General features: G+C 66.1%; 17 protein-coding genes and 1 pseudogene. 14 read left to right on the top strand and 4 right to left on the bottom strand.

Annotated elements, in window-relative coordinates; genetic code table 11:
• The first annotated feature begins 24 nt into the window (after positions 1–24).
• A complete protein-coding gene (locus tag KXD97_RS26605; protein WP_260753768.1) occupies positions 25–1,212 on the top strand; it encodes an LLM class flavin-dependent oxidoreductase in 1,188 nt (395 codons plus the stop codon).
• A gap of 118 nt (positions 1,213–1,330) precedes the next feature.
• Positions 1,331–2,110 (top strand): SDR family NAD(P)-dependent oxidoreductase, encoded by a 780-nt coding sequence (locus tag KXD97_RS26600; protein WP_260758161.1) that lies wholly within the window; start codon positions 1,331–1,333, stop codon positions 2,108–2,110.
• On the opposite strand, the gene KXD97_RS26595 is transcribed toward KXD97_RS26600, so the two are convergent.
• Entirely contained in the window at positions 2,111–2,755 is a 645-nt protein-coding gene (locus KXD97_RS26595) for a TetR/AcrR family transcriptional regulator (RefSeq protein ID WP_260753766.1), read from the bottom strand.
• A 77-nt stretch (positions 2,756–2,832) separates the two neighbouring features.
• On the opposite strand from KXD97_RS26595, the gene KXD97_RS26590 reads away from it, so the two are divergent.
• The 8 genes and pseudogenes from KXD97_RS26590 to KXD97_RS26555 all read left to right on the top strand — a co-directional run bounded on the left by KXD97_RS26590 (position 2,833) and on the right by KXD97_RS26555 (position 12,084).
• Entirely contained in the window at positions 2,833–4,737 is a 1,905-nt protein-coding gene (locus KXD97_RS26590) for an NAD(P)/FAD-dependent oxidoreductase (RefSeq protein WP_260753765.1), read from the top strand.
• Positions 4,738–4,762: 25 nt separating this feature from the next.
• Positions 4,763–6,094 (top strand): TetR/AcrR family transcriptional regulator, encoded by a 1,332-nt coding sequence (locus KXD97_RS26585; RefSeq protein WP_260753764.1) that lies wholly within the window; start codon positions 4,763–4,765, stop codon positions 6,092–6,094.
• A 72-nt stretch (positions 6,095–6,166) separates the two neighbouring features.
• Positions 6,167–6,652: a nuclear transport factor 2 family protein gene (locus KXD97_RS26580; RefSeq protein ID WP_260753762.1), complete on the top strand. Its 486-nt coding sequence runs from the start codon at positions 6,167–6,169 to the stop codon at positions 6,650–6,652.
• A complete protein-coding gene (locus KXD97_RS26575; RefSeq protein ID WP_260753755.1) occupies positions 6,649–7,755 on the top strand; it encodes a hypothetical protein in 1,107 nt (368 codons plus the stop codon). The genes KXD97_RS26580 and KXD97_RS26575 overlap by 4 nt, the downstream gene beginning before the upstream one ends.
• 1 nt (position 7,756) lies before the next feature.
• Positions 7,757–7,999: an SDR family NAD(P)-dependent oxidoreductase gene (locus KXD97_RS26570; protein WP_260753754.1), complete on the top strand. Its 243-nt coding sequence runs from the start codon at positions 7,757–7,759 to the stop codon at positions 7,997–7,999.
• Between the two features lie 83 nt (positions 8,000–8,082).
• Positions 8,083–9,630, top strand: a complete 1,548-nt coding sequence (locus tag KXD97_RS26565) for an IS1182 family transposase (RefSeq protein WP_260753752.1) — start codon at positions 8,083–8,085, stop codon at positions 9,628–9,630.
• A gap of 181 nt (positions 9,631–9,811) precedes the next feature.
• A pseudogene (locus tag KXD97_RS26560) lies at positions 9,812–10,390 on the top strand (SDR family NAD(P)-dependent oxidoreductase); the annotation flags it as partial.
• A gap of 80 nt (positions 10,391–10,470) precedes the next feature.
• A complete protein-coding gene (locus KXD97_RS26555; RefSeq protein WP_260753751.1) occupies positions 10,471–12,084 on the top strand; it encodes a PEP-utilizing enzyme in 1,614 nt (537 codons plus the stop codon).
• A 57-nt stretch (positions 12,085–12,141) separates the two neighbouring features.
• On the opposite strand, the gene KXD97_RS26550 is transcribed toward KXD97_RS26555, so the two are convergent.
• Genes KXD97_RS26550 through KXD97_RS26540 form a run of 3 tightly spaced genes read right to left on the bottom strand, consistent with a single transcriptional unit; the run spans position 12,142 to position 16,009 of the window.
• Entirely contained in the window at positions 12,142–13,188 is a 1,047-nt protein-coding gene (locus tag KXD97_RS26550; RefSeq protein ID WP_260753749.1) for a hypothetical protein, read from the bottom strand.
• 17 nt (positions 13,189–13,205) lie between these two features.
• Positions 13,206–14,753: a PEP-utilizing enzyme gene (locus KXD97_RS26545; RefSeq protein ID WP_260753748.1), complete on the bottom strand. Its 1,548-nt coding sequence runs from the start codon at positions 14,751–14,753 to the stop codon at positions 13,206–13,208.
• 50 nt (positions 14,754–14,803) lie between these two features.
• Positions 14,804–16,009 carry a cytochrome P450 gene (locus KXD97_RS26540; protein ID WP_260753747.1) on the bottom strand — a complete coding sequence of 402 codons (1,206 nt, stop codon included), beginning with the start codon at positions 16,007–16,009 and terminating at the stop codon, positions 14,804–14,806.
• A gap of 155 nt (positions 16,010–16,164) precedes the next feature.
• Here KXD97_RS26540 and KXD97_RS26535 point away from each other — a divergent pair, with 155 nt between their 5' ends.
• From KXD97_RS26535 to KXD97_RS26520, 4 genes are all read left to right on the top strand, one after another.
• Positions 16,165–17,046 (top strand): hypothetical protein, encoded by an 882-nt coding sequence (locus tag KXD97_RS26535; protein ID WP_260753741.1) that lies wholly within the window; start codon positions 16,165–16,167, stop codon positions 17,044–17,046.
• On the top strand, positions 17,043–18,704 hold the full coding sequence (locus KXD97_RS26530; protein WP_260753740.1) for a PEP-utilizing enzyme: 1,662 nt from the start codon (positions 17,043–17,045) through the stop codon (positions 18,702–18,704). The genes KXD97_RS26535 and KXD97_RS26530 overlap by 4 nt, the downstream gene beginning before the upstream one ends.
• Positions 18,705–18,717: 13 nt before the next feature.
• Positions 18,718–19,458, top strand: a complete 741-nt coding sequence (locus KXD97_RS26525; RefSeq protein ID WP_260753739.1) for a hypothetical protein — start codon at positions 18,718–18,720, stop codon at positions 19,456–19,458.
• Positions 19,459–19,519: 61 nt separating this feature from the next.
• On the top strand, positions 19,520–20,098 hold the full coding sequence (locus KXD97_RS26520; RefSeq protein WP_260753737.1) for a TetR/AcrR family transcriptional regulator: 579 nt from the start codon (positions 19,520–19,522) through the stop codon (positions 20,096–20,098).
• Position 20,099: the final 1 nt, after the last annotated feature.

Genomic DNA, 20,099 nt, shown 5'->3' with positions numbered 1-20,099 from the left:
GGGGCCGCTACCCGGCGAGGTGCCATGACAGCTCGACCATTGAAAACAGCGATCCTCAGCTGGGGCAATCGCTATGCGCCGCCGGCCCTTCTGCAGGACCAGGCGCGTGCCCTTTCGGCGAGCGGCGTCGTGGATCACTTCGCCATGAGCGACCACATGGGGCAGTTCATCCCTCCGTCGCTGTGGAGGCCTGAGTTCTCGCCACTCGCGGCGGCACTTCCAGATGTCGAATCGCTCGATGACCCGTTCGTCATGTCGGCCTATGCGCTGGCTGCCGCCCCGGAGCTTGGCCTGTCGATCACGACGGATGCGATTCGGCACGGCCCCTCACAACTCATCCGTGCGGCGCTGAGCCTGGCCAACATCGCCGGCGGCGACATGTCCCTGCATGTCGGCGCGGGGGAGGCCCAGCAGGTGACTCCCTTCGGCTGGAAGCGCACTCAGGGATTCCGCCGACTGAGCGACCTGCTGCAGATCTACTCCAAGATCTTCGCCACCGATGAACCGATCGACTTCGAGGGCGAATTCTGGACGTTCAAGCGGGGCTTTCTCGGCAACGCCAAACAGCATCGTCCGAAGCTCATCACGATGGGCAACGGCCCCAAACTGCTCGACATGACGACCACCTACGCAGACGGTCTCTGCAGCGGCGCGCCCGTCGTGTGGGCGACACCGGAGCAGTGTGCGGAACGAATCACGGTGCTGCGTCAGGACCTGGAGCGCAAAGGCCGCGACCCCGCGGGGTTCGAGTTCCGCACGTATGTCGTCACGCTCATCCATGACGACCCGGCAGCCATCGACGAAGCTCTCGACAACCCCCTCGTGCGCTGGATGGCGGCGGTGTTCGGTCGGCTCAATCCCGCCGACTGGACGGCCTCAGGACTGCCGTCCCCCGTGCCGGAGGCCTGGACCTACTTCATGAATCTCACGCCCCGCAGCACGCCGACGGCGTTCATCGACGAGACATTGCAGAGGACCACGCGCGCGCACGCGGAGAAGGCGTTCTTCCACGGGTCAGCGTCCGAAATCGCAGCTATGGTGCAGCCTTACGTGGACGCCGGAGTCAGTTGGGTGGCGCCGTTCGACCTGATGGCGCTGATCGGTCGGCCAGAGGATGCGCCATCGGCCCTCGAGCGCAGTATCGATCTGTGTCGCATCCTCAAGGCCGCCGCGGCCGCGAAGCCCGAGATCGACATGCCGCTTTCGCCGTGACTACAGCGCTCCTGTAACCACTGCCGGTCTCTTGAATGTCTGCTGATAGTGCATAACCATCGAGCCGGACGGCCTGTCTGACAACGCCGTCTGGTCGTGAAGAAGGGAAGTGGTCGAAATGCTCTTGGAGAATAAGCGCATCATCGTTACGGGAGGGCTCACGGGAATCGGGAAGGCCACGGTGCTGGCCTGTGCCGAGCATGGCGCAACCGTGGTATCCATGTCGCGCAAGGCGCCGACCCACCCATCGGCGGTCGAGATGCTCGAACAGGTCGAAGCAGCTGGGAACGGGGCAGTTTCGCACATGGCGGCGGATGTCAGCCTCCAAGATGACGTAGACCGCGCCTTCGATGAAGCAGCCGCCTGGATGGGCGGTGTCGATGCCATGGTGAACTGCGCGGGCGACGAGATGGAGTCGCCGGCAGACGAAATGACCTCCGCGCAGCTGCAGGAGATGTTCGACGTGAACGTGCTGGGGACGGCGTTCACGGATGCTGCGGCGTTTCGCCATATGAAGGACAGGGGCGGCTCAATCATCAATTACGGGTCCTACGTCGGCGTCGTTGGACTGCCGGGTGTCGCGGCATACGCCGCGGCAAAGGGCGCGGTCAGTGCGTACTCCCGGAGCATTGCGATGGAGTGGGGCCGTTACGGAATCCGGGTGAATGTGGTGTGTCCCGTGGTCATGACCGAACTGTACGAAAAGGGTTTCAGCCTGATGCCACCGGAAAGGCGGGCCCAGATGGAGGCCTACTTCGCTGCATCGATTCCGTTGGGCGGCAAGCCCGGCAAGGCCGAGGACTCGGCCAATCTGAATGTGTTTCTGGCCAGCGATATGTCCAGTTTCATTCACGGCCAACTCATCGGCGTGGACGGTGGCATGATGATGCCGCGTTGATCAGTTGCCGCTCAAGCGATTCGGCTCACCGGGACCGAGTCGGAGTCCGTAGAGCATCAGGTTCGTGATGTGGTCGACGATGTGCTCGCGGGACAGGCGCCGGCGACCGGTCGGAAGGAACCAGCGGCGGTGACTGACGCACGCCGTGACGAGCGCGACGAGCAGGCGGGAGGTCAACTCCATCTCCTCACCGGAGAACCACGTGCGACGGGCGGCTTCCGCCCGTCCCATGTCGCGCATCTGCGCGAAGCACTGGTCGAAGAGTCCGGCGATCTCGTCGGCGGTGTCCTCGTCGAGACTGCCGTCGGCGCGACTGAGGGCGGCGACGGCATCCTCGTGACCCCGCAAGCTGTCGTACAACTCGGCGACGATGTGGCGCATGATCTGTGCCTCGTCGACCGGGTCGGCAAAACTCTCTCGCCATGTCGTGGCGAAGGCGGAGAGCGAGTCGATGAAGGGCGCAATGATGGCTTCCCGGAAGAGATCACCCTTGGTCGGGAAGTGGCGAAACAGGACTGACATGGAGACGCCGGCGACTTCGGCGATCTGGTCGGTGGTCGCACGTTGAAAGCCTTGCTCGCGGAAGACTCGGGCGCCGGCATCAAGAAGGAGTTGACGCACCTCAGTGGAGGATCGGCGCTTCATGGGTGCACCTTATCCCGGAAACGTAGAGAGTTGGCACTCCCTTGACTGGCGCCAGTGTGTGGCGTTAGGTTCGGGCCATGCATGACGTCGTGATCATCGGTGGAGGACATAACGGCCTGACCTGCGCCGCGTATCTGGCCCGGGAAGGCAAGCGCGTAGTGGTGCTGGAGGCCAACCCGCACGTGGGTGGCTTCGTGGTGACACAGGATATCCCTGGCGCCCCGGGCTTTCGGGGGAACACCTACGCGATCGAGTTTCCGTTCGTCGACCGCAAGCCATCGGTGGTCGAGGAGCTCGGGCTCGCGCGGTTCGGGTTGCGGTTCACCGCCCCCGATCCGAACAACACCTATGTCGGCCCGGAGGGCACGCACTTTTCCAACTATCACTCCCTCGACAGGACATGCGACTCGATCGCCCGGCTGTCGAAGAAGGACGCCGCCGCATATCGGCGACTGATGACATCGCTGTCGTGTCTGCTCGACGTGGGACTGCCCTACCTGTCGGATCACCCGACACGGCCGAGCCCCGCAACATTGGCCGAGATTGCGCGGCACGCCGCCAAACAACGCAAGCACCTGCTGCCTGCCGCACGCATCCTGCTACAGACCCCGATGGAGATCATCGACGAGTTCGAGAGCGAGGAGGTCCGGGCCTGGCTGGCGATGAACGTCGCGACCGGCAGCTTCCGGCCGCTCGACGAGATCGCAAACACGTCGATCCTCGTGTATTTCGCCTACAACCACAAGTATCCGATCCGACGACCCGTCGGGGGCGCCGGCGCGTTCACCCAGGCGCTCGTCGACTGCGTCGAGTCCTACGGTGGAGAGGTCCGGACATCGGCGCCCGTCGCGCAGATCATCGTTTCCGGCGGGCGGACAACGGGTGTCGTGTTGGCCAGCGGTGAGGAAATCCGTGCCGCCCAAGTCGTCGCCGCCATCGACCCAACGTCGTTGTTCACCAAGTTGATCGAGCCGTCCGCACTCTCCAGCCCGCTGCGGGCAGAGGTCGATCGGATGCTCGTGCTCTCCAGTGGCGTCAGCCATCTCAATGGCAACATCGCAGTCAGTCGTCGCCCGACATTCCCGAATCACAGCTTTGGGGACGACGCGCTCGCCGGTCTCAGCTTCGCGCCGAGCGTGGACTACGTGAACCGGATGATGGACTCGCTCAAGCGCGGCGAAATCGGTCAGGAGTTGCCGTTCTACATCGCGATCCCGTCGATCCTCGACCGGTCGCTCGTCCCGCCCGGCAGCGACGGCGAAAGCATCTGGCTCTGGGTTGGTGCGGTCCCGCTCGAGCTCGCCGACGGCCAAGACTGGGCACAGGCCAAGCAGGGCGTCTTCGACCACATCGTGGACATGCTGGAGGAGCACTCCCCGGGATTCCGCAGCTCAATCATCGGTGCGAGGATCAACGGCCCGGACGACTTCAATTCCGAGTGGGCACACAAGGGATCGTCGCGGGCCGTCGACCTGATTCCGAGTCAGATCGGGCCGTGGCGGCCAAGTCCGTCATTCTCCGGATACACCACACCGGAGATCGACGGACTCTGGCGTTCCGGTCACGGCACCCACCCGATGTCGGGCACGAACGGCTGGCCGGGACGGCTGACCGCGCGCACCATTCTCAAGCAGGAACACGGGATCCGCCGCGTCCTGCGTCGCCGACACTCCTTCCGGCGCCGAACCGCTCGTAACGGCCGGCGTCTCGTGGTGGCCAAACTCAGCGGTCCGGCGTCTCAAACAGGGTCTACGATTCCTCAGATCATGTGGCAACAGACGGCTGACCTTCGCGGCGACCGCCGTGCCGGCGGCCCCCGTGGTGGGCACAGCGTTCTCCGGCCGCCGCGACCTCGGATCGCAGGGGACACTTGGTCCTCGGCGATGAGCAAGCGCAGGGGATCCGCCCTGCGGCTGCGGGCAGGGTCCGAGCATTGCCCTCGCGCAGGGGGCGCCGCGCCGCCCAGTTTCCGGGCCGGGTAGCTCCGTGACAGGGAACGCGCCGATCGTGGCGCAGTCGTCGAGCAACTCGCCGACCGGGTCCAGGCGCTCGCCCGACGAGGTCCGGCGCGCCATCGTGCCGGCCGCGGATGGGCTGTTCGCCGAGCGGGGGTACGAAGGCACGACCCTGCGCGAGGTCGCACGGGCGGCCAGGGTGTCGAACTCGGTGCTTTTCCGGCACTTTGCGTCGAAACCGGCTCTCCTGCGGGCTGTCGTCGTCGAACCCTTCGCCTTGTTCGTCGACGACGTGCTGCCGCTGCTGGAGTCCGTTGCAGACGGTCGCCAGGCCCCGCAGTTCGTCGCGGAGCTGCGGGCGCACCTGGAGCCGCGGCGTGGCAGCCTCCGCGCGCTGCTCTCGGCCCTGCAGTCTCCCGACGGTGACGGGGTGATGGCCGAGGTCGGCGGACTGTTGGCGCCCATGTTCGACCGCGTGCGAACGTCACCGCGTGGGGCCGCCGGCGGCGATGCCGACGCGATGGACCTCCGGCTGCGCCTCGTCATCGGTGCGGTCGCGACGGTCGTTGTCCTCGACGAATGGTTCACGCCCGACACGGACACGACGGGCACCGCGCTCATCGGCATGATCGGTCAACTCGCTTCGCGGTACCCGGACCGGGACGGCGACGCAGCACTCGCGGTACCCGCCCCCGCGGGTGGACCGTCCCCGTCCGCAGCGCGCAGCGAGCCGGCCCCGCTGCCCGCCGGTCGCCGCCGACGGCCGACGGTCGAGGTCCGGCGCGAGCTCCTGCGTTCCGCCGAGGCGTCGTTCGTCACCCGTGGGTTCGCGGCGACGACCTACGCGGACATCGCGCGCGGCGCCCGTACGTCGGAATCCGCCCTGCACCGCCATTTCGGCTCGAAACAGAACCTCCTCGCCGAGGCGGTCCTCGAGCCCATCGCGGCCGCGCTCTCAGAGCTGCCCGACTGGTGGGCGTCCGGCGGTCCTGGCCCCCCGGCCGGCGAACGTCTCCGTCTGGTGGCGCGTCTGTACGACACGCTCCGCAGCCACCGCCCCCTCGTGCGGACGCTCATGAGCGTCGCGACGGACCCGGCGCATCGTGACATCGGCAAGCTGGTCGCGATGCGACTGGCCGGAATCTTCGTGCAGGCCCGGGGATGGGCCGCGCGCCCGGAGCGTGAACGGCAGGACGACCTGCGGCTGCGCGCCGCGGTCGCGCTGGCGATCGCGGCGTCGTCGCTCGACGACTGGTTCCTCTGTGGGGCCAGCGGCGTCAATCGCGACCGGATCGTTGGTGAATTGGCCCGTGTGGTCAGCGATCGTGACCGGAATCAGGCGCCCGTATCACCAAACGGCACTCGCCACGTGAAAGAGTCTTGACTTCCTTAGCGGCGAGGTGTGGAGTACACGGGTGGGTGCGTCCGCGCCCAACCGACGACCTGTGAGGAACCGATGAAGCACGACCGGGGCGCCGAGGGCGTCCGCTATCTCGTGGCGGAGTATTGCCACGCGATCGACTCGGGAGAGACGGAGCGGTGGACCGCATTGTTCGACGACGACGCCCGGTTCACCATCGACGACCTCGGCGAGCTTGTGCGCCCCGAGAACATCTCGGTCTTCGTCGACGGCGCGCTGACTTCCTTGCGCGAGCACGGCATCGCGGGCATCAACCACCGCACGGTGAACTCCGCCATCGACCTCGACGGTGACCGCGCAACGGTCACCAGCGACTTCGCCGTCGTGGTCCCCGTCCCGGACGGCTTCGCGACCGCCGCGCTCGGCCGGTACCTCGACGAACTCCGGCACGACGGCGACCGCTGGCACTTCGTCGCCCGCCGCATCACGTGGTTCGGCGGAGCAGCGCCTGCTGCTTTGGCCGAAGCGCTGAGGCCCGTCTTCGCCGACCGGTCCGCGACCGCGGGGGCGGTGACTCGATGAACGCCCCGACACGTGTGCGCTCAGACGGCCAGCGGGAGTTCGAGGTTCAGGTCCTCGACTACCTCACCGACGCCGACGAGCTGCCGCACCCGATCTACGACCAGCCGCTCTGGTCGGAGAACTACCTCACGCAGGCCTACGACCCGGACACCGATGTCGGGGTCTACATGCACCTGAGCCGCACGCCGTTCAACCCGAACGTCTGGCTGGAGAACTTCACCGTCTACCTGCCTGGCCGGCGGCTGCTGGTGTACCGCGGCTACGGGCCGAACGTGTCGAAGGACGGCGCCGGCGGTGCGTGCCTGAACTGGACGTGCGTCGACCCGTACGTGCACTGGATCAAGCGCTTCGAGGGCGGGGTGCAGGACACGACCTACGACGAGCTCATGGACGGTCCGCTACGGGACGGGATCCACATCGGCGCCTCGATGGAGCTCGACGTCCGCTCGACGTCCCACGTCTTCGACATGGGCGACGTCTCCGGGCAGGAGTGGGGCGCGAAGATGCACTACGAGCAGCACTTCGAGGCCACGGGCACGATCGCGTTCGGCAACGAGGTCATCGCCTTCAACGGCACGGGGCTGCGTGACCATTCGCTCGGGGGTCGGGATCTGTCGAAGATGTCGGCGCACAACTGGCACAGCGGCAACTTTCCCGACGGCCGCGGCTTCAATTTCAGCATCGTAGGCTGGCGCGAGGCGGACAAGAGCCATTCCGTCGGCGTCGTCACGACCCCGGACGGCGTCCAGATGGCAACGGTCGTCAACGAGCCGCTGATCCATGCCGAGTCCGAGATCTGGGACCCCTACGAAATGGTGTTGCGGACCGAGGACGGCGTGGAGCACACCATCACGGCCGAGGTCCTGAGCGTCATGCCGCATTCGCTCGTCGGCCCCAACGAGATCGCCTACGGTAACCACACGGGCACCGCCGCGTCGCACCTGTTGCTGGACTGCCAGACGCGCTACGAGTGGGACGGCGTCGTCGGCTACGGACTGACGGAGCGGACCGTGATGCGTCCCCGCCAGCAGAACGACACCTACGACCTGCTCGTCGGGGTGACGAAGTCCGGAAAGCTTTCAGCGACTCAACGAGAGGCTTGAGATGCAGCTACGTGGCGCCCACATCCTGATCACCGGAGGCTCCAAGGGAATCGGTGCCGAACTCGCCCGACACCTCCATGCGAAGGGGGCGCGTCTGACCCTCGTGGCGCGCGAGAGCGACGAGTTGCGGCAGACGGCGGCGTCCCTCGGCGGCGTCGCGATGGCCGTCGACCTGTCGGACCACGAGCAGTACGAAGGGCTCTCGCCCGCGCGGAGGCCGAGCAGGGGCCGCTCGACGTTCTGATCAACAACGCGGCGCTAGGAGAGTGCTGAATTAATCGGGCGTGGCGGCGGGGCTTGTGGCTGTGCTCTCGAGATGATTGAGGCATGCAGGGACGCTCTGATGATCAGCGGGAGTTGTTGGATGCCGAGTCGGTGGCCGGGCATCTTCTGAAGTCCGACAGCATGTTTGCCTTCCTGGCCGCCCACCGTGACGAGCTGTTCCCCGAAGCGATGTTCGCCGATCTGTTTCCCTCAGGTCGGGGTCGTCCGAGCGTGCCGGCTGAGGTGATGGCCTCGGTGATCACCCTGCAGGCCCTGCACGGCCTGTCTGACAACGAGACCGTGGACGCGGTCACCTTCGATCTGCGCTGGAAAGCCGCGTGCGGGCTGCCGGTGACCGCGACGGCGTTTCACTCCACCACGTTGACCTATTGGCGGCGCCGACTGGCCGGCTCGGACCGACCCGATCGCATCTTTGAGGCGGTCAAAGCCGTCGTCGCGCAGACCGGGGTGCTGGCCAAGAAAACACGGCGGGCGTTGGATTCCACCGTGCTCGATGATGCGGTGGCCACCCAGGACACCGTGACCCAGCTGATCGCCGCGATCCGCCGTGTGGGCCGCGAGGTGCCCGGCGCCGGTGAGGTGATCGCCGCCCGGTGCGGCGCCCATGACTACACAGACCCAGGCAAACCGGTCATCGCGTGGAACGACAAGACTGCCCGCGACCAGCTCATCGACGCCCTGGTCGGTGATGCCCACCGGCTACTGGGGTATCTGCCCGACCAAGATCTGGGTCCGCGTGCCGCTGAGGCGGTCGCGTTGTTGGCGTTGATTGCCGGCCAGGACGTCGAACCCGTGGAGGGCTCTGATGGCACCGACGGGCACTGGCAGATCGCCCAGCAGGTGGCCGGTGATCGGGTGATTTCCACTGTCGACCCTGAGGCCCGCCATGCCCACAAGACAGTGCATCGGCGCCAGGATGGGTTCAAGGCCCATATCGCGGTTGAACCCGATACCGGGATCATCACCGACTGCGCTCTGACCAAAGCCAGCGGTTCAGACAATCATGAGGGTGTCATCGGGTTGGGGTTGTTGGCCGGGGAGACCCGCAGGGTGCGGGTGCTCGGTGATTCGGCGTACGGCACCAACGAGATGCGCGCGGGGCTGGCCGATCTCAAGCATGTCGCGGTGATCAAACCGATCCCGCTGCGTCCGGCTGTACCGGGTGGGTTCACCATCGAGGACTTCACCGTCAACCTCACTGAACGCACCGTGATCTGCCCGGCCGGGCTGACTCGCACGATCACCGCGGCCGGCAACGCCGTGTTCGGTGTCGCGTGCCGCGACTGTGCACTACGGGCTCAGTGCACGACCGCCGTGAAAGGCAAGACCGCGAGGATCTCACCGCACTACCAACTGCAACACACCGCACGCACGCAGTCCCGAAAAGCGAAGTGGATCAACGAGTACCGACAGCATCGCCCGATGGTGGAACGCTCGATCGCCTGGCTGACCCGTGGCAACCGCAAAGTCCGCTACCGCGGCGTCACCAAGAACAACCACTGGCTGCACAATCGCGCTGCCGCACTGAACCTGCGCCGCCTGATTACGCTGTGCCTGACCCACGACGGAACGACCTGGGCCATCGCCTGACCCGGGATTTCAGGGCCTTGCCTCACCGAGGACCGCGTGCCAGGCTCAACTACGGCGGGGTGACCCTCGAATCTGTCGCCCTTCGGGTCTGACTTCAAACCACGCGCCACAAAGCGCTCTGAGGCACCCTGCCCCAAAACACCCTTAATTCAGCAGTCTCCTAGGGGCGACACAGCACTTCGGCACGCTCTCCTCGGCGGACGTTCGCAAGACCCTCACCACGAATCTCCTTGCGCCATTGGAGCTGTGCAGGCAGGCGGTGCGCGTCATGGTCCCCCGCGGGCGCGGGGCGATTCTCAACGTCTCCTCGATTGCAGGCGAGTTCGCGGTCCCGCACCTCGCCACGTACGGATCGTCGAAGGCCGCGCTGACGATGTTCTCCATGGACCTACAACGCGACGTTCGCGACACGGGTGTCGACGTCTCGGTTTTCATCCTCGGGTCCGTGCCCGACACCAACATCTACAACGAGGGCATCAAGAACGAGACGACGCAGGAACTCGCACGGCAGCTCGAGAAGTTCACCGGTCTGACCACGGACAAGATCGCCCGAAAGATGGTGAAGTCGCTCGAGAAGGACCGGCAGGGCCTGGTCACCATGCCGGGCACCTTCACCCCGGCGGTCTTCGTGCGCACCCTGCCCGTCCGCCTCGGTGATCTGCTGTTCTCGCGTGGAGAGGCCCCGAAGGTCGACCACGCGCTGCTCCGGGACCCGGTCGAGGCGACCAATGAGTCGTCCACCCAGAGCGTGCAGGCGTGACGGACGCCGTCGATGTGTCGCGGTCGACGGGGAAGGCAGAACTCGGCCGCCGGCCGTCCGTAGCGACCATGATGTCTGCGATGAGCACTGCGTCCCCGGCGGTCGACCCGCTGCACACGCCGGCGGCCGGCGATTCGTGGTGGAGCACCACGAATCTTTCTGAGGCCTTCCCGGGAGTTCTGACTCCGCTGGACTGGACGGTCATCGGCCCGGCCGTCGAACGCGCCACCCGGGGCGCGCTCGTCTCCATCGGCGCGTTGTCGCCCGGTGATGCCGACGTCCCGGCCAACCCGGCCGAGCGGACGTACGCGGTCTTCCATGGCCGCATCGCGAGCCGGATCGACTGGTTCCACCACGTCGGGGCGGTGATGCCCGGTACGAGCCCGGACGCCGTCGTCACCCAGATCTTCGGATCGGTGCCCGAAGGGCTGTCGAGCCGGCCCTCTGTTCGGCGGTACCCGGTCGTCGCGGCCCGCTTCCCCCTGACGTTCGCGCGCGCCCCGGGCCGCACGCGCACAATGCGTGCTGCGACCCGCGCGTGGTGGGAATCCGAGATCGAATGCATGCCCGGCCGCACGCTCGACGAGGCCCGCGCCGCCTTCCTCGCGGGGGTCGCCCGCATGACCGAGAACCTCATGATCGACGGGACGCTCTTGCTCGCGGGGGCCCAGCCGATCTACGACCAGCTCACGCGGCTCGCATCGATCGCCGGGATCGATCCGTCAGCGCTCATGCGGGGGGCGGGTTCACACGAGGAGACGCAGGTGGTGGCCGACGTGTGGGAATGCTCCCGCGAACGTCTGCCGTTCCGCATCCTGCTCGAGCGGCACGGGTTCCACGGGCCGCACGAGGGCGTACCCTCGGGCCGTCCCTGGCGCGAGGATCCAGAACCGCTCCGCGCGCTCGTCGCCTCGTTCGCCTCGTTGTCCGACGACGCCGACCCGCGGGCGGCCGAGGAGCGCGGACGCGAGGAGCGCCGGCGCGCCGAGCGCGAGCTGCTTGCCGGCCTCGGTCCGGCTCGTCGTCGCGTCGCGAAGCTCGTGCTCCGTCTCGCCCACGTCTACCTTCCGCTGCGCGGGAAAGCGGCCCGGACGCAGGCGATCGACGTCGTGCGCGCCGCGGCGCGCCGCATAGGAGAGACGCTCGCCGAGGACGGCCTTCTAGAGCAGGCCGACGACGTCCGGTTCCTGACCGCGGACGAGATCGCCGTGCCGGTCGGACCCGACGTGCGCGGACGGATCGCGGAGCGGCGGGCTCGATACCAGGAGCATCTGAAGCTCGACCTGCCGGGTACGTTCCGCGGCCAGCCCGTCCCGGTCGTGGTCCAGGCCGGCCGCGGCGACGAGGAGGACGATCGCGGCGGCCCCGTGCTCCTGCGGGGCGTCGGTGCGAGCGCTGGGGTCGTCGAGGCCCTGGCGCGGGTGGTGCTGGACATCGATGACGCCGGGGAGCTGGAACAGGGGGAGATTCTGGTCACTCGCACGACCGACCCTAGTTGGGCGGCACCGATGTTCGTCTCGGCAGGGCTCGTCGTCGACATCGGCGGGCTGTTGAGCCATGCGGCGATCATCGCCCGCGAACTCGGGGTCCCCTGCGTCATGGGGACGGGCTCCGGCACGGCCCAGCTGCGGACGGGTGACCGCTGCCGGGTGGACGGCCGCGCCGGGACCGTCGAGGTCCTGGGCCGCGACTGAACCGGCGCGCCGAAGGTCCGGCGGCGGGTCAGCTGTCACCGCCGCCGGACGACCTGCCTAGCCCGCGCTCCCCACCATCGGCGTCCCGGCCTGCGACAACATGAATCGACGGTACTGCCGGCACATCATGTAGTCGTTGAGCTGGCCCGGTGCATCGGTGAAACCGTCGAAATCCCAGCGCTGATTGTGGTTGAAGATCATGAAGTCGCCGTAGACTCCCGGCCATTTCAGGCAGTCCTGGTTGCGGCCCTCGGCGTAGAGCGTGCGTCCGAGATGATCTGTCGCCTCGACCAATTCAAGGATCGGACGTCCGTCGCTACCCCGCTCGACACACCGTCGGGTGCCGGAGACCAGCTGTCCCACGACGCCGTCGCGGACATAGAACCCGGAGGTCACATTGTCGACCATTCCGATGACAGGGTCCTGCTCCCAGGGCCGGTCAGCGACGGAGAAGACGTGAAAGGCGTTGTCGGGCGAGCCGATTCCGAACTGATACCCGGTACGCGCCTTGACCATCGGCACGGTGACCGCGCGGGGTCCCCAGGTGCGGTCGCGCAGCGTGGCCACGTCCGTCAGCCGCATGACTTCGCCGTCGAGCGTGATGGTGCCGCTCATATAACCGTACTGCTCGTAGTGACCGGTGGTGATGTCTCCTTCCACGGCCTGCACGAGATCGATCATGCCCGCATTGACTTCCGGGGTGTCCATCTTCATGTAGTAGGGCTCGCGGGCGGCGGTGTAGACGAGGTCCATTTGGCAGCCGCCGGCGTCGTACTGCACGTGGTAGGACACCTGAGGCTCGATGGTTCGGACGGAAAAGCCTGTCTCCAGAGAGAAGTCGAAGACATCGTCATCTTCGCCGAGCGGAACGTGCCAGTTCCAGCCCCAGTGCCGACAAGTGCCGATCTCGTCCCCGCTGGGGTCCCAGATCATCGGTCCGCCCATGATCTGGCGTTGGTTGGGCCGCAAGTAGTAATAGATCATGCCGCCGATGTTGTGTTCCTTCGACACGAAACCGAAGTAGGTGCTCTCGTTCCACCAACCGTCGTTGGTCCGAGGGTGCAGACCCTCGTCCGCGACCGAAACGTCGTCCTTCCAAGCCATCAGATATGAATCCTTTCTCAGTCGGCCACGGTGATGTGTTCGCCGACGCGTTCCAGAACTTCGACCCGCCCCGCGCCGCCGTCGACTCGGATGAGGTCGCCCGTGCGCAGGACCTGGGTCCCGACCTTCGTGTTCGCCACACAGGGCACACCCAATTCGCGGGCCACGATCGCCGCGTGACTGAGCATGCCGCCGACGTCCATGACGAGACCCTCGGAGAGGTACATGATTGCGGCCCAACTGGGATCCGTGGTGCGAGCGACGAGGATCTCACCGGGCTCAAGAGCAATGTCACCCGGATCGGAGACGACCCGCACCCTGCCCTCCACCACGCCCGCACTGGCGCCGACGCCGTCAAGTGTCTCCACCAGCTCCGACGGTCCCGCAGCCGCCACCTCGTCGGGCATCCCGGTCCAGTGCACCGGGAGTTCGGCAAGTTGGAGGTAGCGCTCACGTTCTCGGCGGCGGTCGGTGACGGTCTCCTGGTCCTGCCAGCGGCCGGCCCGGATCTCTTCGACGGTGTGGAAGAAGACGTCGTCGGGGTCGGCGAAGACACCCTCGGCGTGCAGCGTGGCGCCCAATCGCCGAGCCGACGCGCGCGCGACGTCCAGGCTCTGCAGAAAAGCGACTTTGCCGACCCCGCGCAACGCCACGCCGCGTCGGGCATAGCGAAGCAGGGCGCGTGCCTTGACCTTTCGTAGACCCGACAACGAGTTCAGGAGTGCGGTCTCCTCGCGTTGCCGCTCGGCCTCGAAGCGCGCCTCCCGGACCGATGGACTGTCGTCGGCCTCGAGAGCGGAATAGCTCTGCAGCATCCGAACCAGCGGGGCGGAGTCCTCGCGCCAGACCCGACCGGTGATATCACCCTCGTTGGGTCCGTGAAAGCCGTGGCGCGCAACGAATTCAGACAGTTCGAGCTGACCACGCGAACACGCCCACAGATCTTGTACGAGGCTGGTCTCCTCGTGGTCGGCGCCCCCGGAGAGCAGCCCGGTGCCGCTTCCTGCGGCGTCGATCAGCGCGGCCAGCTGGTCGTGGGACGGTTGCACGATCGCGAAGGTCACCAGCGAATGCAGGTACATGATGTGGACGAACCTGTCTACGGCCGCGCAGAACGTGACACGGGCCGTTTCGCCGCTCGCTGTCGGAATGGCCGCCGTCTGGCTGCGCCACCACGGTTCGGTGTCCGCCCGGATGGCGCGGATCATCCGAGGCGATCGAAGCATGTTCCACGGAATCCTGACGGCCGCTCTGGGGTAGTAGCGACGGGCCGGGCGAGCAACGTAGCCCGGCGGAACGGCGTCGAACAATGACGTCGCCACATCGGCACCGCTCGTCCCCGGGAGGCGCTCACCCATCTCGAGCATGAAGTCGGCACGCAGCGCGGCGCGACCGTAGAAGATGCTGATGAGGCGATCGTGCTCACCGTGAGGGCCTGCGGCTTCGTGGGAAGTCAGGACACCGAACGCGGCGAACGTCCCCCTGACCCCCCCATCCAGTGCCGGTCCCCACACGCTCCATCCCAAAGGTGTCGCGACCCCCGGCACCGCCTCGGACACGTTCACGGTTGTCCACAGGGTGTTCGGAGCCGACGAACTATGCATGCTCCGGTGCCCTAGCGGAGGTTCGTCGACGCGGGAATGTTGAGCCAGCCGTTCGCCGCCGACAAGTCGGGGAAGCGCTTGGCCTGGTCCATGTGCAGGGAGTAGTCGGGGATGCGCGCAAGGAGCTGCTCGAGGATGGCGATGGCTTCCATCCTGGTGATGATCGCCCCGATGCACCGGTGTACGCCGAATCCGAACGCCAGGCTCTGGCTGAGCTTTCGGGTCGGGTCGATCTTCACCGGATCGTCGAAGACGGTTTCGTCGTGGTTGGCCGCGGTGAGCACCAACAAGATGAACTCGCCCTCCTTGATTGCCACGCCACCCAGCTCGACATCGCGGGTCACCCGCCGGGCGGTGGTGGTTTCGGGAGTGATGACGCGCAGGAATTCGTCCACCGCCCCCGGGATCAGCGATGGGTCGTCGATCAGTCGTTGGCGTAGGGCCCGGTCGGTATCCAGGTGGATCAGGGTGTTCGCGATGAGTGACTCGGTGGTCTCGAACCCGCCGAACAACAGCGTGACCAGCAGCGAGACGAGTTCGACGTCGGAGAATCCGGCGTCGGGGTGGTGAATCAGGCTGCTGGCGACGTCATCCGTCGGGTTCTCGCGCTTGTCGTTGATGACCCCATAGACCATGCCCGCCAGCTCCAGAAGGTCGCTCACGTCGTCATCACCGGGTTTGCGCATGTATCCGGTCCTGATGGCATCGATGAAGCGGTCCCGCAGCTCCAACGGAAAGCCGAGGTAACTCATCATGGTCGTCGGTCCGACGACGTGCCCGAGGTCGTAGACGACGTCGAAATCGCCCTTGGTCACGATGTCGTCGATGGCGGTCGCCACGATGGCTTCGATGTTGGCCCGCAGCGCCTCCGAGGCCGACCGGGTGAAGAACGGGTTCAGCACCTTGCGCAGATCGGTGTGCTGAGGAGGATCCGACTCGGCGGGCAGCAAAGCTCCTCCGGGTAGGGGAATGGGGAACGACGGGATGAAGAGGCCGCCTGCGCCGTCGGTGGTCCGGCCGGAGGAATAGGTGTCGGTGTCGAGCAGCACCTCGCGGACCAGCTCGTGTGAGGACACCACGTAGTGGCCGCCGTTGCTCTTGGTGTAGGCGATCGGATGCGCGAGCAGATTGCGGGCCCGGCCTTCCAGATCGCGCGCGAATTCTGCTGAGTGGTGGTCGAAGTCGATTACGGGGACTGATCGTGTGGCAGTTGTCATGGAACTCTCCTCGTCGAAAGGATCCGTAGACCCGTCGGGTTCGTGGATCACGCTAGCAGTCTTCTGGACGCAATATCCGGATTTTGAGTCCAGATTTTGTGTAGGGTGCGGAATGGGCCAAGACGACCCGTCCAGCGCAGGATGAAAGGTGTTCCGTGGCAACTACACAGACCGAGTGGGGACCGATCGGCGAACTCGTGCACCCCGGTGCCGCCGGACCGGACGACCCGGTGTACCGCGACAACGCGTACCTGTCGTTCTGGTCGCTGAGCGGCCCGGCACCGATCTACGGTGAGGCGCACGTCTCGACCTCGCCGAACAGCGACGGCAGGCGCGCGCGATTCACCGTGTGGCGTGACGGCCACGTCGTCGAGATCCAGGAATCACTCGAACCTGGAAGTTTCACCAGCGACTCGATCGACTTCGATCCGCGCGGAAAGGTCACCGTCGACGGTCCCGGCATCTCGGCGACGATCGACTACACCCTGCGTCACTGCGTGGGCGACTACACCACCAACGCCGTCCTCGGCACCGTGAAGGACTCCACGCTGCAGCACTATCAGCAGGGTGTGGACGTCTCGGCCACGATCACGATGAACGGTACGACGACCGAGACCGCCTGTCGCGGCATGCGGGACCGTACCTTCGGCTATCGCGACGAACCCAAACAGTGGATCGAGGGTGTGGGCTTCTGCGTCACCACCGATGACTTCTACTTCACCGCCATCCGCAACGTCACCGATGATGGCAATGCGGTCACCGACGGCTTCATCCTCACCGACGACGGCGCGTTGCGGCTGACTGATCTGACGTTCACCTTCGACCCGATCATGCTGCTCAAGGCCGACCTGAAGTTCGAGGACGGGAGCGAGCGGACCATCACACAGGTGAGCCGCCAGTACTGCCCGATCTGGTTTCCGCAGGGTCCGTCCAGAACGGCTCCCGCAATGACGACGTGGAGTGAATACGACAACTTCGACGCGTGGGGCTCGCCGGGTGAGGGAATTGTCGGCCACTGGGTTCGGCGCATCATATGACCGCCTCCCCCAACGGCACAACGCCTCACGGCACAAGCGCGCCGGACGACGCACTTGACCTGGGACGCGATCCGCGGCACAGCTCGTCGGCACCCGACACCCTGTGGACGACGGTCAATGTCGCGGAGGCGATTCCGGGTGTCATCACTCCACTCGGATGGAGCATCTGGGGTCCCGCGAGTGACATGGGGATGCGAAAGACCTTCGCCGCGTTCGGCGTCCTCACCGGAGCCGAGGCACAGGGGCCGGCCGGTGAACACGACCGGGTGATGAGCGTGTTCTACGGGCGGCCCGTGCTACGCGCCGACTTCTTCCTCGCGATGGGGGAGCGGTTGCCCGGCACCAGCGGCGCCGACGTCGCCGAATCTCTCTTCGCCGCGACGCCCGAGGACTACGTGAGCCGTCCTGAACGGCGCTATTACCTGCGTGCGGCGCTCCGTGTACCGGTCATCACAGCCCGAGCTCCGGGGCTGATCAAGAAGGCCCGTGCGGAGACCGATCAGTGGTGGCGTACGGAGGTCCACCGGGTCGGACACGCCGATATCGTTGAGGCGCAGCATATGTTGGAAGCCGCTGCGGTCCGCTTTCATCACAACGCCTATCTGCACATGGTGACGACGTTCGCGGTCGTTCAGTTGGCCTACGACCAGCTGAGTGCATTGATCGAGGCCGCCGGTGTCGGCGGGGGACTGCTGTCGGGTGACGGCGACCACGAGGAAACGCGTTTCGTCCACGATCTCTGGGCGTGTTCCAGGAACGCCCTCGACCTGACGACGTTCCTCGACCGGCACGGCTATCACGGACCCAACGAAGGCGAGATCTCCGGGCGGGTCTGGCGCGAGGACCACGCCCCGCTGGAGCGCATGCTCGCGTCGTACGCCGCCCGCGGCGATGACGCCGACCCTCGGGTGCGGGAAGAGGCGTTCCGCATCCAACGAGAAGGCGAGAAGCGGCAACTCCTGGCATCGCTGAGTGGCGTGAAGCGGCTCAAGGCGCGGGCGGTTCTGGCGCTCGCCGGGCGGGCCATCCCGCTCCGCGGTGTCGGGAAGGTCTGCTTCCTCCAGAGCCTCGACGTCGCGCGCGCAGCGGCCCGGCGGATCGGTTTCCTCGTGGCCGAGCAGGGATTCATCGATGATCCCGAAGACATCTTCTTCCTCACCCGAGACGAGATTCGGGACGGTCGGTGGACGACGGCGCGGTCCACCGTCGAGTTCCGGCGGCGATGCCACCAGGAGTATCAGCGATACGAACTCCCGGTGAAGTGGAACGGCGCACCGCAGCCGCGGCTGATCGACACCCCGAACGATTCGGTCGAGTTCATCGAGGGCATCGGGGCCAGCCCCGGTGTGGTGGAGGGCCCGGTCCGAGTCGTGACCGAACCCGACGACATCGACATCGAGGAAGGCGAGATCCTGGTGGCCCGCACCACGGATCCCAGCTGGGCGGCGATCATGTTCCTGTCCGCAGGCCTGGTCATGGACATCGGCGGGGCTCTGAGTCACGCCGCGGTGGTGGCTCGGGAGCTGGGCATTCCCTGCGTTGCGAACACCGGCATCGGGACACGCGTCCTGGTGACCGGCGACCGGTGCCGTGTCGACGGCTCGACCGGGCGGATCGAGATCCTTGAGCGAGTACAACCGTCAGTCAACCCCATCTGAGGAAGGTGTGATCATGAACCGAAAAGCCGACGCCTGGTTCGCGTGGAGCGGTATTGCGTTCGTCGGGCTGTTCGTGGTGGGCATGGTGGGTTTCGCCGGCTTCGTCCCGCCACCCAGCCCGACGGCTTCCGCTGAGGAGATCGCCGCGATATTCCGCGACAACACCAACGGGATTCGCTTCGGACTGATACTGGTCTTCGTGGCGACCGTCGTGTTCTTCTTCTACGGCGCCGAGATCGCTCACCAGACCCGGCGCATCACCGCCGCGTCGCGCGCCCTGTCCTACGTCCAGATCGCCACCGTTTCCGCGGCGGCGCTGATCATCGACATACCCGTGATGCTGTGGTGGGTCGCGGCATTCAGACCCGAACGGTCTGCGGAATCCATCCAAATGCTCAACGACATCGCATGGATGATCTTCATCGTGGGATTCGTCCCCTACGTGGCGTGGGCGTTCGCCGTCGGGATCGCCATCCTTTCCGATGTGGCACCCGAACCCATCTATCCGCGGTGGTCCGGGTACCTCAGCATATTCGTGGGGTTGGCGCAGATGCCGCCGGTGATGCTGGTGTTCTTCAAGACCGGGCCGTTCGCCTGGGACGGGCTCATCTCGTGGTGGGTGCCTGCCGTCGACTTCTTCGGCTGGGCCGTCGTGATGATCGTGCTCACCGGCAAGGCTGCGCGCCGGGAACTGGCAGAATCGCAGTTCGCCACCGACCAGGTGGTGCCGATATCGAACCGCACGGAGGTGTAGCGCCTTGCCGTCTGTCACCAAGAGAACCCAGCGCCGCACGAAGGAGGATCGGCGTCGGCAGATGCGGGAGCAATTGCTCCGGGGTGTGGAAGGGCTGCTGGCCGAGGGTGATCGGTACACCGACCTGTCGATCGATCGCATCGTTGCCGCAGGGGGCGTGGGACGGTCCAACTTCTACGTGTATTTCGGCGATAAGAGCGCGTTGCTGCAGGAGTTCTTCGAGGACATGGTCGTCGACCTGACCACGCATGCAAGACCCTGGTGGGAGTTGACCGCTTCCGCATCGAAAGACGAACTGCGAGAGGCTTTCCGGGCAATTTTCACGGTGTTTCGGCCGCACCGTCACGTGTGGGGCGCCGCGGTGGAAGCGGCATCGTACGACGACGGGATGCATGAGCGGTTCCAGGAACTAATGGCAGGCGCTGTCGCCGCACTGACGCATCACATCCGGCAGGCGCAGTCCAAAGCGTTCGCTCGGCCCGACCGGGACCCCGACACGATGGCCTCGTGGCTGCTGTGGATGACCGAACGTGGGCTCTATCAACTCATAGGTGACGCCGAGGGCGCCCGCTTCGAGGCGCTGCTCGAGTCATTCACCAACATCTACTGGGACACCCTCTACGACTGGAAACGGACCTGAT

Origin of the sequence: Mycobacterium sp. SMC-8, from assembly GCF_025263565.1 — a bacterium.
Classification (GTDB): Bacteria; Actinomycetota; Actinomycetes; order Mycobacteriales; family Mycobacteriaceae; genus Mycobacterium.
Note: the sequence above shows the minus strand (reverse complement) of the source record. Positions and strands in the feature narration are given on the sequence as shown.